This window comes from Roseateles sp. T103 (assembly GCF_057219915.1).
On record NZ_JBXVVS010000005.1, the window covers coordinates 122,127 to 135,937 of the forward strand.

At 71.4% G+C, this 13,811-nt stretch carries 10 protein-coding genes; 8 read left to right on the top strand and 2 right to left on the bottom strand.

All coding sequences use genetic code 11. The annotated features are described in order from the left end of the window. Positions 1–7: 7 nt before the first annotated feature. The 6 genes from AC2EBS_RS15050 (at position 8) to AC2EBS_RS15075 (ending at position 9,161) form a co-directional block, all read left to right on the top strand. Entirely contained in the window at positions 8–3,724 is a 3,717-nt protein-coding gene (locus tag AC2EBS_RS15050) for a response regulator (protein ID WP_484729252.1), read from the top strand. A gap of 70 nt (positions 3,725–3,794) precedes the next feature. Beyond that, positions 3,795–5,291 (top strand): efflux transporter outer membrane subunit, encoded by a 1,497-nt coding sequence (locus AC2EBS_RS15055; protein WP_484729253.1) that lies wholly within the window; start codon positions 3,795–3,797, stop codon positions 5,289–5,291. Continuing rightward, positions 5,288–6,607 (top strand): efflux RND transporter periplasmic adaptor subunit, encoded by a 1,320-nt coding sequence (locus AC2EBS_RS15060; RefSeq protein ID WP_484729254.1) that lies wholly within the window; start codon positions 5,288–5,290, stop codon positions 6,605–6,607. The genes AC2EBS_RS15055 and AC2EBS_RS15060 overlap by 4 nt, the downstream gene beginning before the upstream one ends. Beyond that, a complete protein-coding gene (locus AC2EBS_RS15065; protein WP_484729255.1) occupies positions 6,604–7,365 on the top strand; it encodes an ABC transporter ATP-binding protein in 762 nt (253 codons plus the stop codon). The genes AC2EBS_RS15060 and AC2EBS_RS15065 overlap by 4 nt, the downstream gene beginning before the upstream one ends. A gap of 3 nt (positions 7,366–7,368) precedes the next feature. Beyond that, on the top strand, positions 7,369–8,583 hold the full coding sequence (locus AC2EBS_RS15070; RefSeq protein WP_484729256.1) for an ABC transporter permease: 1,215 nt from the start codon (positions 7,369–7,371) through the stop codon (positions 8,581–8,583). 71 nt (positions 8,584–8,654) lie between these two features. Continuing rightward, positions 8,655–9,161: a c-type cytochrome gene (locus AC2EBS_RS15075; protein WP_484729257.1), complete on the top strand. Its 507-nt coding sequence runs from the start codon at positions 8,655–8,657 to the stop codon at positions 9,159–9,161. A 246-nt stretch (positions 9,162–9,407) separates the two neighbouring features. On the opposite strand, the gene AC2EBS_RS15080 is transcribed toward AC2EBS_RS15075, so the two are convergent. Further along, positions 9,408–10,655, bottom strand: a complete 1,248-nt coding sequence (locus AC2EBS_RS15080) for a nucleoside recognition domain-containing protein (protein WP_484729258.1) — start codon at positions 10,653–10,655, stop codon at positions 9,408–9,410. A gap of 227 nt (positions 10,656–10,882) precedes the next feature. On the opposite strand from AC2EBS_RS15080, the gene AC2EBS_RS15085 reads away from it, so the two are divergent. Both AC2EBS_RS15085 and AC2EBS_RS15090 read left to right on the top strand, forming a co-directional pair. Continuing rightward, complete coding sequence (locus AC2EBS_RS15085; RefSeq protein WP_484729259.1) at positions 10,883–12,043, top strand: GGDEF domain-containing protein; 1,161 nt, start codon at positions 10,883–10,885, stop codon at positions 12,041–12,043. Continuing rightward, positions 12,040–13,200 carry a GGDEF domain-containing protein gene (locus AC2EBS_RS15090; protein WP_484729260.1) on the top strand — a complete coding sequence of 387 codons (1,161 nt, stop codon included), beginning with the start codon at positions 12,040–12,042 and terminating at the stop codon, positions 13,198–13,200. The genes AC2EBS_RS15085 and AC2EBS_RS15090 overlap by 4 nt, the downstream gene beginning before the upstream one ends. Positions 13,201–13,221: 21 nt before the next feature. Here AC2EBS_RS15090 and AC2EBS_RS15095 read toward each other — a convergent pair whose 3' ends face one another. Beyond that, positions 13,222–13,800 carry a hypothetical protein gene (locus AC2EBS_RS15095; protein WP_484729261.1) on the bottom strand — a complete coding sequence of 193 codons (579 nt, stop codon included), beginning with the start codon at positions 13,798–13,800 and terminating at the stop codon, positions 13,222–13,224. Positions 13,801–13,811 lie beyond the last annotated feature (11 nt).

Below are 13,811 nucleotides of genomic sequence, written 5' to 3' on the forward strand. Positions count from 1 at the left end.
CGCCGCGATGGACACGCCAACCACCGGGCCGCGCCCCGACAGCCCCGAGACCCGCCCGCCGCGGCGACGGCGCAGCTACACGCTGCGCCACCTGCTGCCGGCCATGCTGCTGGCAGCGATGGGTGCGGCGCTGGCGCTGAGCTACCAGAGCACGGTGGCACATCGCCAGGACGCAGTGGTGCAGCAGGCCCAGCGCGACCTGCAGCTGCTGGCCGAGGATCTGGCGCGTAGCGCCGAGCGGCAACTGCGCACCCAGCGCGGCGAGGTGGCCTCCGATCTGGCGCTGCGCTCGGCCGATGCTCGCATCGCCGCGCTGGTGCTGGTCAATGCCGGCGGCGCCGTCGAGCTGGCCCACCGCCGGGCCTGGGTGGGACGGCTCGCTGCAGACCTGGCTTCGGGCTTCGATGCGGCGCGCTTCTCGCGCGTCACGCAGGGGCGCAGCCCGGACCTGCAGATCAGCCCGGACCGGCGCCGCATCAGCCTGATGCTGCCCTACTTCGTGCGGCGCGACGTGGACCGGCTGCGCGATCTGGACCGTGGCGTGGTGTTCGCCGAGTTCGACCTCGGCCATGAGTTCGCGCAGGCACGCCATGAGGCGCTGACGGGTCTGCTGCCGCAGGCGGCGGCCACACTGGCGCTGGCCCTGGCGATGGCTTGGCTGCTGCGCAGCCGCGTCACGCGCCCGCTGGCCCGGCTCGAGGCGGCGGCACAGCAGCTGGCCGCGAACGGCGAGATCGCTGCGCCGGCGGCCGAATCCGGCCCGCAGGAGGTGGCCGCGCTGGCCGCCAGCTTCAACGAGATGACGCAGCGCATCGCCGATGCCCGCGCGCAGCTGGAGGCCAGCCGCTCGCGCCTGGCCGGCATCGTCGAGGCGGCGATGGACGCGATCGTCACCACCGATGCCACCCAGCACATCACCATGGTCAACCGGGCGGCGCTGCAGCTCTTCGGCGCCAGCGAGGCACAGCTGCTCGGCCAGCCTGTGGAGCTGCTGGTGCCGGCGGGCGCGCGCGCCAGGCACGCCGAGCACATGCGCGGCTTTGCCGCCTCGCAGGCGGACCGCCGCGCGATGGCGCGCCATACCGTCGTCCATGGCCGGCGGCTCGATGGCAGCGAGTTCCCGGCCGAGGCCTCGATCTCGCATCTGCGCCTGGGCGACGAGCAGATCTTCACCATCACGCTGCGCGACATCACCGAGCGGCTGCGCGCGCAGCAGGAGATCGAGGCGCTGAACAGCAATCTGGAGGCGCTGGTCGCACAGCGCACCGCAAGGCTGCAGGAGATCACCGCCGCGCTGGAGCGCCAGCAGCTCACGCTGCGCGCCACCAACGACGAACAGGCGGCGATCTTCGACACCGTCCCGGTCGGCATCGCCCTGCTGCAGGACCGCGTCATCCAGCGCTGCAACCCGCGGCTGGAAGAGATCTTCGGCTACCCGAGCGGATCGATGCAGGGCCTGGCCACGCGCATCTGGTACCCGGACGAGCAGAGTTACCTGCGCGGCGGCAGCGAGGCCTACGAGCAGATCAACCTCGGGCTGACGCATCAGCGCGAGCAGCAGCTGCACCGCCGCGACGGCAGCCTGTTCTGGGCGCGCCTCACCGGCCGGCGCATCGCCACCGCGACGCTGGGCGAGGCGGTGCTGGGCATCGTCGAGGACATCACGCCCGAGCACGAGGCCGCCGCGACGCTGCAGGCCGCCAAGGAAGCCGCCGAGGCCGCCAATGCGGCGAAGAGCGCCTTCCTGGCCAATATGAGCCACGAGATCCGCACGCCGATGAACGCCATCATCGGCCTGACCTACCTGACGCTGCAGACGCCGCTCGACACCAAGCAGAGCGACTACCTGCGCAAGATCCAGGTCTCGGCCCAGCATCTGCTCGGGCTGGTCAACGACATCCTCGACTTCTCCAAGGTCGAGGCCGACAAGCTCAGCCTGGAGCGCGCCGAATTCCGCCTCAGCGCCGTGCTCGACAAGGTGGCCGCGCTGCTGGCCGAGAAGGCGGATGCCAAGGGCCTGGAGCTGATCTTCGACATCGCACCCGAGGTGCCCGATGCGCTGGTCGGCGATGCGCTGCGCCTGGGCCAGGTGCTGATCAACTACGGCAACAACGCGGTCAAGTTCACCGAACGTGGCGAAGTCCAGCTGCACGTCGCCGTGCAGCAGCGCGAGACCGACAGCGTGCTGCTGCGCTTCGAGGTGCGGGACACCGGCATCGGTCTCAGCGCCGAACAGATCGCCCAGCTGTTCCAGCGCTTCCAGCAGGCCGACAGCTCGACCAGCCGGCGCTACGGCGGCACCGGGCTGGGCCTGGCCATCGTGCGCAGCCTGGCCGAGCTGATGGGCGGCGAGGTCGGCGTGCACAGCAGCCCCGGCGCGGGCTCGACCTTCTGGTTCACCGCGCGGCTGGGCCTGGCCCGCCAGGCGCGGCCGCTGCTGCAGCGCCATGCCGATGCCGCCGCACGGCGCGTGCTGGTGGTGGACGACAACACCGCGGCACGCCAGGCGCTGTGCGACATGCTGGCCGGCCAGGGCTTCGAGGTCGGCGCGGTCGACAGCGCCAGCGCCGCCAGCGCGGCCATCGCTGAGGCAGCCCGGGCTGGACAGCGCTACGAGCTGGCGCTGGTGGACTGGCAGCTGCCCGAAGGCGACGGACCGGCCAGCGCCGCGCTGCTGCGCGCGCAGCCCGAGGCGCCGGCGCTGGTGCTGCTGGCCGGGGCCGGGCATCAGGAGGTCTGGCCCGCGGCCGAGCGCGCCGGCTTCGTGGGTCTGCTGAGCAAGCCGGTGATCCCCACGCTGCTGGCCGAACAGCTGCTGCAGGCGCTGCAGGGCGCGGCAGACTCGGCAGCGTCCACGCAGCCGCCACGCCCGCCGGCGGCGGCGCTGCCGGCCGAGCTGCACGGCGCGCGCGTGCTGCTGGTGGAGGACAACGAGATCAACCAGCAGGTCGCCAGCGAGCTGCTGCGCAATATCGGCCTGCAGGTGGAGATCAGCGGCGACGGCGAGCAGGCGGTGCAACGCCTGGGCCATGAGCGCTTCGACCTGGTGCTGATGGACATGCAGATGCCGCGCCTGGACGGTCTGGCCGCGACACGGCAGATCCGCGCGCTGCCAGGCCTGGCCGAGCTGCCCATCGTCGCAATGACCGCCAATGTCGGCGTCGGTGATCGCCAGCGCTGCCTGGACGCCGGCATGAGCGACTTTCTCGCCAAGCCCATAGACCCGTTGCGCCTGTTCGAGCTGCTGCGCCGGCACCTGCTGGGTCGCCGCAGCTCCACCGGCCTGCCGGACATGCCGGGCGCCGCGCCGGCGCCGGCCACGGCCGCCGCAAGCGTCGCCGCCCAGGAGGCGCTGCAGCGACTCGTCCCCTGCGACGGGCTGGACAGCGCGGCCGGGCTGCAGCAGGCACTGGGCCGGCCGGAGTTCTATCTGAAGCTGCTGCGCCTCTTCGTCGACGGCCATGGCCAGTCGGCCGAGCAGATCGCCGCCGCGCTGGGCCAGGCAGACGCGCAGCAGGCACGCCAGCTGGCCCATGCGCTGCGCAGCGCTGCCGCGCATGTGGGCGCCAGCACGGTGCAGCGACTGGCCGGCGAGATCGAGCAGGCCCTGGCGCTGCAGCAGCCAGCCGCGCAGCTGAAGCCCCAGCTGCATGCGCTGGAGCAAGCCCAGCGGCAGCTGCTGCAGGCGCTGCAGCCGGTGCTGGGCCTGGCGCGCCGCACCTGAGGCCCGCCGGCTTTACATTGCTTGACGACTGGCAAACACGGCGACAGCAGACCCTGTCGATACTGGGCACATGAATGCAATGACAAGGCGCCGCGGACCGGCCGGCGTTGCTGTGGCGCTGAGCGCGCTGCTCGCGCTGAGCCTGACGCTGCCCGGCTGCGCCAGCAGCCGCCCGACACCGGCAGCGGGCAAGGCCTGGCCCGGAACGCCGCCCGCGCGCTGGCTGCATGACGAGCCCCGGAGCGCGGCGGCAGCAGCCGGCCCCAGCGCATTGGCCGGCTGGTGGCAGCGCTTCGGCGATGCCGAGCTGAGCGCACTGGTCGAGGCCGCACTGCAGGCCAACGGCAGCGTGAAGAGCGCGCAGGCCGCACTGGGTCAGGCGCGGGCCTTGCGCGACGCTGCCGCAGGCGCGCTGCTGCCCGCGCTGAGCCTGGGTGCGTCGGCCTCGCGCAGCCGCAGCGGCCAGGGCAGTGCGGCCGTGGACAGCCGCAGCGTGAAAAGCGCCTTCGACGCCAGCTGGGAGCCCGATGTCTTCGGCGGCAATGCGGCCGCGCTGGCCGAGCGCGAGGCCGCAGCCCGCGCCAGTGCTGCCAGCCTGGCCGATGCGCAGGTCTCGATCGCTGCCGAGGTGGCGCTGAACTACATCACGCTGCGCGGCAGCCAGCAGCGCCTGGAGATCGCGCGCGCCAACCTCGCTGCGCAGCAAGAGACCTTGCAGCTGACGCAGTGGCGGCTGCAAGCCGGGCTGACCACCTCGCTGGAGGCCGAGCAGGCACGCAGCGCCGCCGAGCAGACGCGCGCCACGCTGCCCACGCTGCAGACCGCGCGCGACCAGGCCGCGCACGCGCTGGCGCTGCTCACCGGCCGCACGCCCGAGGCGCTGGCGCCGCTGATGCAAGACAGCGCCGCCGCGCCGGTGCCGCTGCCCACGCAAGACCTGACCCTGGCCTTCCCGGCCGACACGCTGCGCCAGCGGCCCGACGTGCGCGCCGCCGAAGCCAATCTGTCGGCCGCGCTGGCGCGCGTCGCGCAGGCCGATGCCGCGCGCCAGCCCAGCTTCAGGCTCAGCGGCTCGCTGGGCCTATCCGCCGCCCGCCTGTCGGGCTTGAGCGACAGCAGCGCGCTGCTGCGCAGCCTGCTGGCCAGCGTGACGCTGCCGCTGTTCGACGGCGGCACGCTCGCCGCACAGCAGCGTGCCGCGCAGGCCGGCGCAGAGCAGCAGCGCGCCGTCTACGAAACCGCCTTGCTGACCGCCTTGCAGGAGGTCGAGGATGCGCTGATCGCGCTGCAGAACGAGCGCACCCGCCTGGCCACGCTGCAGCGCGCCGCCGACGCGGCCGCCAATGCCGCGCTGCTGGCGCGTCAGCGCCATGCCAGCGGCCTGGTGGACTTCCAGACCGTGATCGACACCCAGCGCACGCTGCTGTCCACCCAGGACAGCGTGGCCAGCGCCACCGCCGCGCTCGCTGCCGACCATGTGCGTCTGTACAAGGCGCTGGGCGGCGGCTGGCAGCCCGAGGCCGATGCGGCCGACGCCGGCGCCAACGACAGGAACCCCCGCTCATGACCCGCAACGATTCGTCCTCGGCCACCGCCTCCGCGTCTGCGATCGACGCCCTGCTCGGCGCAGGCGCTGACCGTCCCTGGTGGCGCCGGCCCGCGCCCTGGATCGCGGCCGGTGTGCTGCTGCTCGGCGCGCTGGGCTTCGCCTACTGGCGCGGCGAGCAGCGTGCCGCGGCCGCGCCCAGCTACACGACGCACACAGTGGCGCGCGGCAAGCTCACGCTCAACGTCACCGCCAACGGCACGCTGCAGCCGACACGCGCGATCAATGTCGGCTCCGAGCTGTCCGGCACCGTGCTCAAGGTGCATGTGGACGTCAACGACCGGGTCCACAAGGGCCAGGTGCTGGTCGAACTGGACACCGCCAAGCTGCAGGGCCAGGTGCTGCGCTCGCGCGCCTCGCTGGCCTCGGCCCAGGCCAGGTATGCGCAGGCCCAGGTGACGGCCAAGGAAGCGCAGGCCAGCCTGGCGCGCTACGAGGAGGTGGCGCAGCTCTCCGGCGGCAAGGTGCCGTCCAGGGCCGAGCTCGACGCCGCGCGCGCCGCACTGGAGCGCGCCCGTGCCGACGAGGCGAGCGCGCAGGCCAGCATCGCCGATGCGAAGGCGGCGCTGGCCACCGACGAGATCAACCTCGGCAAGGCCTCGATCCGCTCGCCGGCCGATGGCGTGGTGCTGACGCGCAATGTCGATCCCGGCAACGCGGTGGCCGCGTCGCTGCAGGCGGTGACGCTGTTCTCCATTGCCGAGGACCTGACGCGGCTGAAGCTGCAGGTCTATGTGGACGAGGCCGACGTCGGCATGGTCAAGACCGGTCAGGCCGCCAGCTTCACCGTCAGTGCGCACCCCGGCCGGCAGTTCCCGGCGCGCGTCACCCGCGTGGCCTACGGCTCCACGCTGAGCGAGAACGTGGTCACCTACCTGACCCAGCTCGACGTCGACAACGCCGACCTGAGCCTGCGCCCCGGCATGACGGCCACCGCCACCATCGCCGCACTGCAGCGCGAGAACGTGCTGCTGGTGCCCAATGCGGCGCTGCGCTTCTCGCCGACCAGCGCCGCGGCGGCGCCCGGCGCGAGCAAAAGCGGCAGCATCGTCTCCAGTCTGATGCCGCGCCCGCCCGTGCAGCAGACGAAGAAGTCCGCGCGCGACAGCAACGGCGGCGCCGGCATGACACGCCAGCTCTGGGTGCTGGAGAACGGCACGCCGCGGCAGCTCAGCGTGCAGGCGGGACTCAGCGACGGCCGCATGACCGAGGTCAGCGGCGGCGAGCTCAAGGAAGGCATGCAGCTCATCGTCGACCAGAAGGCGCAGCAGCCATGAACGTTCCGGCGAGCGAGGACGGCGCCGCACCGCTGATCCGCCTGCGCGGCATCAGCAAGCGCTACGGCAGCGGCGCCACCGAGCTGATGGCGCTCAAGGGCATCGATCTGGACGTCCAGGAAGGCGAGTTCGTCGCCATCATGGGCCCCAGCGGCTCGGGCAAGTCCACCGCGATGAACATCCTCGGCAGCCTGGACACGCCCAGCGGCGGCGAATACCTGTTCCGCGGCGTGCCGGTGCAGGACCTGACGCGCGACCAGCGTGCGCTGCTGCGCCGCCGCTACCTGGGCTTCGTGTTCCAGGGCTTCAATCTGCTGGCGCGCACCTCGGCGCAGGAGAACGTCGAGCTGCCGCTGCTCTACCGCGGCGAGTCCGCGGCCCGGCGCCACCAGCTCGCCGCCGAGGCGCTGGCCGCGGTGGGCCTGGCCGGTCGCGAGCGGCACACGCCGGCCGAGCTCTCCGGTGGCCAGCAGCAGCGCGTGGCCATCGCGCGGGCGCTGGTCAGCAATCCGGCCGTGCTGCTCGCCGACGAGCCCACCGGCAATCTGGACACGCAGCGCAGCCGCGAGATCCTCGAGCTGCTGCGCCGCCTCAACGAGGAGCGCGGCATCACCGTGCTGATGATCACCCACGAGTCCGACATGGCCGCCTATGCGCAGCGCCTGGTGCGCTTCGTCGACGGCCAGATCGCCAGCGACGAGCGCAACCCGGCACCGACGCCGGTGCCCGCGGCGCATGCCGCGCAGGGAGGGGGCTGAGTCATGCTGCTCAACGCCCTGCTGCTCGCGCTGCGCTCGATCCGGCGCAACCTGATGCGCTCTTTCCTGACCGTGCTGGGCATCGTCATCGGCGTCAGCGCGGTGATCACCATGGTCACGCTGGGCCAGGGTGCCACCGCCGCGGTGCAGAGCCAGATCTCCAGCCTGGGCAGCAATCTGCTGCAGATCCGCCCCGGCCAGCGCCTGGGCATTCCCGGCGGCGGCGGGGGCAGCGGCGCGCCCTCGTTCAAGGAGGCCGATGGCCAGGCCATCCTCGACCAGATCGGCGGCGTCGCGGCGGTCGCGCCCGAGGGCCGCAGCGCCGCGACCGTGGTGGCCAACGGCAAGAACTGGAGCACCAGCGTCATCGGCAGCAACAACGAATGGCTGACGGTGGGCAACTGGAAACTCGCTGCCGGACGAGAGTTCAGCGAGGCCGAGCTGCAGGCCGGTGCCGCGGTGTGTCTGATCGGCTCGACCTTGCAGCGCGAGCTGTTCGCCGGCAAGGACGCCGTGGGCGAGCTGCTGCGCATCAAGCAGTTCAGCTGCACCATCATCGGCCAGCTCGCCTCCAAGGGCCAGGCGGCGATGGGCATGGATCAGGACGACACCGTCGTCGTGCCGCTGCGCACGCTGCAGCGCCGCGTCACCGGCAACCAGCGCGTCTCCACGCTGCTGGTGTCCATGCAGGAAGGCAGCGACAGCACGCGGCTCAAGGCCAGCGTGCGCGAGCTGCTGCGCGAGCGCCGCAAGCTCGGCCCCAACGACGACGACAACTTCAATGTGCTGGACACGCAGCAGCTGGCGCAGACGCTCTCCGGCACCACGCAAGTGATGACGGCGCTGCTCGGCGCGGTGGCGGCGGTGAGCCTGCTGGTCGGCGGCATCGGCATCATGAACATCATGCTGGTCAGCGTGACCGAGCGCACCCGCGAGATCGGCCTGCGCCTGGCGATCGGCGCGCGCGAGCACGAGGTGCTGCTGCAGTTCCTGATCGAGGCCGTGGTGCTGGCCGCGCTGGGCGGTCTGGTGGGCATCGTGCTGGCCACGGCGGCATCGGTGCTGCTGGCCGCACTGATGCAGGTGCCCTATCTGTTCAACCCGGGCATCAACGCGCTGTCCTTCGTGTTCTCGGCCGGCATCGGCGTGCTGTTCGGCTATTTCCCGGCGCGCCGCGCCGCGCAGCTGGACCCGATCGAGGCGCTGCGGCACGAGTAGATCAATAGAGCCTCGTCTGCGCCCGGGCACAATGGCAGACAGACCGATCAAGACCGCCGCTGGAGATCACCATGCCCACGATCAAGAATGCCCGCCTGCCCGTCACCACCGTCGCGCTGGCCGCCGTGCTCGCCGCCCTGGCCGGCTGCAGCAGCAGCGGCCAGGTCGAGCTGCTCAACCGCAAGCCGGCCGAGCAGCTGGCCCGCGAGACGCGCGAGACGCAGTCGCCCGGCTCGGTCTACAGCGGCTGGCGTGTCTTCCAGGACAAGTGCGCGCGCTGCCACGGCACCGCTGCCAACGGCACGGCGCTGGCCCCCGACCTGCTGCCGCGCGTGCGCGACATGGGTCAGCGCCGCTTCGTCGGTCTGGTGTTGACGCGCTACGACTGGAGCCTGCCCGCCGGCCAGACCAAGGGCAGCGAGGCGCAGATCGACGCGGTGCTGCAGCGTCAGGCCGGCGCGGTGAGCATGCCCGCCTGGCAAGGCGAGCCCAGCGTGACCGCGCATATCGTCGATCTCTATGCCTACCTGAACGCCCGCGCCAGCGGTGCGCAGGGGACGGGGCAGCCGGGGCGCTGAGGCGCCGAAATTGCGTGCGTGCGCTGCGTCGGCGCGAGGAGCGACGCGACGGGCTTGCTTTGCTCCGTACACCACCGGGGCATACCAAGCACCGCATGCCTGCACCGTGCAGGCAGTGGTGGGCCGGGGCGATTTGCGTAAGTAAAGGAGGAGGGGTCACGCAGTGGCCCCGGGGGACATGGAGCAAATCGCCCCGGCCCATCGCTGCCCCGCTCGATCCTCGGCAAGGCAACGAGTCTGCGCCGCTCACTTGAAGAACCAGTACCCCACCACGATCGCCCCGATGAGCCCGACCAGATCGGCAAACAGCCCGCAGGCCAGCGCATAGCGCGTCTTCACGATCTTCACGCTGCCGAAGTAGACGGCCAGCACATAGAAGGTGGTCTCGGTCGAGCCCTGGATGATGGCGGCGAGCTTGCCCTCGAAACTGTCCACGCCGTAGGTCTTCATCACATCGACCATCAGGCCGCGCGCGCCGCTGCCCGACAGCGTCTTCATCAGACCCACCGGCAGCGCCGGCACGAAATCGGTCGGCAGGCCCAGCATCGCCACCACCGCGGCGATGCCCTTGACCACATAGTCCATGCAGCCGGTGTTGCGGAACACCGAGATCGCCACCAGCATCGCGATCAGGTAGGGAATGATGCCCACCGCAACGCCGAAGCCCTCCTTGGCGCCCTCGACGAAAGCCTCGTAGACATTGATACGCTGCCAGGCGCCGACGGCGATGAACAGCATGATGATCGCCACGATCACCAGCGCGCCCAGCAGGCCGATGTAGCGCGACATCTGCTCCGGCGGATAACCGTGCAGCCACGCGAAGAGCCCGGCCATCAGCGCTGCGAAACCGCCGAAGAAGACCAGCACCGGCGTGGTGAGCAGATTGATGCGCTGCATCCAGGCCACGGCCAGCAGGCCGGAGACGAAGGAGATGAAGGTGCCGATCAGCGTGGGCAGAAAGATGTCCGCCGCGTTGAAGCCCACCAGCCCCTGGTCCACCGCCAGCGTCTGGCGGATCGCGATCACCGAGGTGGGAATCAGCGTGATGCCCGCGGTGTTGAGCACCAGGAACATGATCATCGCGTTGCTGGCCTCGTCCTTGCGCGGATTGATCTCCTGCAGCTCCTGCATCGCCTTCAGCCCCAACGGCGTGGCAGCGTTGTCCAGGCCCAGCATATTGGCCGAGAAATTCATCGTCATCGCACCGTTGGCCGGATGGCCTGCGGGCACGCCGGGGAAGATGCGCGAGAAGAAGGGCGCCAGGCCGCGCGCAAACAGCTGGATCACGCCGGCGCGCTCGCCGATCTTCATGATGCCCAGCCACAGGCTCATCACCCCGATCAGGCCCAGCGAGATGTCGAAGCCGGTCTTGGCGCTGTCGAAGATGCCGGTGAGAAGTTGCGTGAAGATGCCCAGATCGCCGCCGGCCAGCCGCGCCAGGGCCACGCCAAAGCCGATCAGGAAGAAGGCGATCCAGACGTAATTGAGGAACATAGGAGAGACAGTCCGTGTGACCCCCGCATTATTCAGGCTGCAGCCTGCATGGGCGCTTGTCGGTCCGGCTCTGGCTATCGCAGCCGGCGAACAGGCCATAACCGAACGTGATGACACAGGCCCTGCCGAGAGCAGCTGCGCCACCAAGTCATGCGGCATGCATGGCCGCCATGCGCCCCCAGCCGGGCATACTTCAGCACTTAGGCTTGCTTGCTCCCGATGCTCTGATGCCCACACTCGACCCGATGACCTTGTGGATGGCCGATGTGCTGGTGCACGCCTTCGGCGCCCTGGTCTGGGCCATGCTGGCCGGCTTCTACCGCATCGCGCCGCGCGCAGCCTGGCTGTTCTGCGCCGCCTCGCTGCTGGCGATTCCGGCCTTGGGTTGCAGCGGCTGCAGCGCTCCCTGGCCGGGCGTCTGGCTGGCCGACTGGCAGCGCGCTGCGCTGGCCCTGCTGTCCATGCTGACGCTGGAGCGGGGCGCCCGGCGCCTGCTGCATGCCCCGCCGCGACTGATCTATCCGCTGGTGTCCGCCGCCACCATCGTGCTGGCGGCCGGCGCGGCACTGCTGCTCGACGCACCGATGCTGGCCTGGCGCATCTCCGCCGCCGCGCTGGCCCTGCTGTCCGCCGGCATGGCGCTGCTGCTCTACACGGGCACCCGGGATGCGCGCCAGCATCACATGGCGCGACTGGCGCTGTGCCTGCCCTTCGCGGTGTTCGCGGTGGCGCTGCTGCTCTCTGCCATCGACGGCCACCCGCTGGAGCGCAGCACGCTGCTGCACCAGCTGCTGCCCAGCGCGCTGCATCTGTGGATACCGCTGAGCCTGATGATCCTGGCCGTGCGACGCCTGTGGCTGCGCATCGACCATCTGGCCAGTCACGACCCGCTGACCGGCCTGCTCAACCGCCGCGCGCTGCAGGAGGCGCTGGGTCTGGCCCAGGCGGCGTTGCGCCGCGGCCAGCCCTTCGCCTGGATCGTGCTCGACATCGACCACTTCAAGCGCATCAACGACGCGCTGGGCCATGCCGGCGGCGATGCCGCCCTGGTGCATGTGGCCGGCCTGCTCACGCGCGAGTGCCGCGCCGTCGATCGCCTGGCCCGCCTGGGCGGCGAGGAGTTCGGCCTGCTGCTTCCCGGCAGCGATCAGGGCGCGGCCCTGGCCCTGGCCGCGCGGCTGCGGCAGCGCCTGCATGAGCAGCCGCTGCAGTGGCAGGGTCAGGTCTGGCCCCTGCGCGCCAGCTTCGGCGTGGCGATCGGCGAGGCGGACGACGATGCCGGCTGCACGCGGCTGTTGCAGCGTGCCGACCTGCTGCTCTACCAGGCCAAGGCGCAGGGTCGCGACCGCATCTGCGTCGAACCCGCAGTGCAGGGCGGCGCCGCATGATGCCGACGATTGCCAGCCATACCCCGACCCTGCTGGTGCTGGTCGCCGGTGTGGCCCTGCTCGCTGCCGTGGCCTGGGCGCTGCTGTCTCGCTCGCAGCGCTTCGCGCCACAGCCGGCCCGGGTGATGGCGCTGGTGAACCTGCTGCTGGCCGGAGGCATCGCGCTGTATGTCGCGCGCGACCGGCCCGGCTGGCCCGACCTGCTGACCTACCTGGGCTCCGCGCTGCAATTGCAGGGCGCCTTCGCGCTGATGTGGGCCTTCGGCCCGGTGATCGCGCACGGGCGGCCGCAATGGCGGCTGCCGCTGGCCATCGTCGCGGGCTGCGCGCTGCTGCTCTTGCTGCTGCCCTCGGGCGGCCCGGCCTGGCTGGCAGTCAGTGCCTGGGGCATGGCGCTGCTCAACGCTGGCATCGCGCGCGCCGCATTCGCCGTGCTGCGCCGCGCGGTGCCGGCCGGCTGGGCCTTGCTGCTGGTCTCACCCTATCTGCTGCTGGCGCTGATGTTCGGCCTGCGCGGGATGGGCGCGCTGCTGCTGCCGGCCGACAAGCTGAGCCTGCTGCACCAGAGCAGCGCGCATGCGCTATGGCTGTGGTTCGGCCTCGGCATGGCGCTGCTGATCAACACGCAGGTGGCCTTCCTGCTGGTGCTGCGCCTGGTGCTGAAGCTGCGCCAGCTCACCCGTGAAGACCCGCTGACCGGTGCGCTGAACCGCCGCGCCTTCGAGGCCGCGCTGCAGCGTGCCCACCAGCACTGGCGTCGCGGCACGCCGCAGGCGCTGGTGATCCTGGACATGGACCACTTCAAGCAGCTCAACGACGAGCTCGGCCATCCCGCCGGTGACGCTGCGCTCGCGCTGCTCACGCGGCAGATGCGGCCCCTGGTCCGCGAGGTCGACGCACTGGCACGCCTGGGCGGCGAGGAGTTCGCGCTGCTGCTGCACGACACCGACACCGTCGGCGCCGCGCTGGTGGCCGAGCGTGTCCGCCAGATGCTGCACGAGCTGCACTGGGCCTGGCAGGGCCGGCCCTGGCCGCTGTCGGCCAGCTTCGGCGTGGCCCAGTGGGAACCCGGCGATGCCGGCCCCGACGCGGTGCTGGCCCGCGCCGATGCAGCGCTGTACGAGGCCAAGCGCCTGGGCCGCGATCTGGTGCGCTAAGCCCGTCGTCCGGAGCCGCAATCAGGGCCGCAGCTCGGCAAAGTCGCGCAGCAGCTGCTGCAGGCTCTGGCGCAGCGCGCCCTCGTTGGCCAGGCGCAGCCGGTCCGACTGCGAGAACAGCGCCTCACCGAGTTCGGCCGCATGCTGACTGCGCATGCTGCGCTGGTAGACCACCGCGCCGCTTGCGCGGTCCTTCAGCGTGTACTCGACCACCGCGAGCACGCGGTTCTCGGTGACCAGGGCCTGCGGCTGCCACTTCAGGTCGGGCTGCTGCAAGGCCACCAGCTTCGCGCTGAGTTCGAAGCGTGCCGCCGCCGGCTGCGCCGCGAGCACGCCCACCGAGCGCAGGCTGTCCTCCACCGCCTCGGCCAGCGCCGCGCTGCTGACCTTGGAACCCCAGTAGCGCCAGGTCTCGCTGCCGCCGTCGATCTGCCCCAGGGCGATCTGGCCGCGCAAGGCCTCGGGCATGAAGCCGCGCAGTTGCAGCGCGTCCAGCGGCGCCAGGTTCATCTGCCGTGACTGTGCCGGCGTGCCGCAGCCGGCCAGCAGGCCCGTCGCCAGCAACGCCGTCGCCAGGGCCGTCCATCCAAGTCGCTTCATCGCCGCCTCCT

Excerpts from the sequence above, each read along its gene's own strand:
- AC2EBS_RS15070 (WP_484729256.1), top strand. The coding sequence starts at position 7,369 with ATGCTGCTCAACGCCCTGCTGCTCGCGCTGCGCTCGATCCGGCGCAAC.
- AC2EBS_RS15085 (WP_484729259.1), top strand. The coding sequence starts at position 10,883 with ATGCCCACACTCGACCCGATGACCTTGTGGATGGCCGATGTGCTGGTG.
- AC2EBS_RS15090 (WP_484729260.1), top strand. The coding sequence starts at position 12,040 with ATGATGCCGACGATTGCCAGCCATACCCCGACCCTGCTGGTGCTGGTC.
- AC2EBS_RS15095 (WP_484729261.1), bottom strand. The coding sequence starts at position 13,800 with ATGAAGCGACTTGGATGGACGGCCCTGGCGACGGCGTTGCTGGCGACG.
- AC2EBS_RS15075 (WP_484729257.1), top strand. The coding sequence starts at position 8,655 with ATGCCCACGATCAAGAATGCCCGCCTGCCCGTCACCACCGTCGCGCTG.
- AC2EBS_RS15050 (WP_484729252.1), top strand. The coding sequence starts at position 8 with ATGGACACGCCAACCACCGGGCCGCGCCCCGACAGCCCCGAGACCCGC.
- AC2EBS_RS15080 (WP_484729258.1), bottom strand. The coding sequence starts at position 10,655 with ATGTTCCTCAATTACGTCTGGATCGCCTTCTTCCTGATCGGCTTTGGC.
- AC2EBS_RS15060 (WP_484729254.1), top strand. The coding sequence starts at position 5,288 with ATGACCCGCAACGATTCGTCCTCGGCCACCGCCTCCGCGTCTGCGATC.
- AC2EBS_RS15065 (WP_484729255.1), top strand. The coding sequence starts at position 6,604 with ATGAACGTTCCGGCGAGCGAGGACGGCGCCGCACCGCTGATCCGCCTG.
- AC2EBS_RS15055 (WP_484729253.1), top strand. The coding sequence starts at position 3,795 with ATGAATGCAATGACAAGGCGCCGCGGACCGGCCGGCGTTGCTGTGGCG.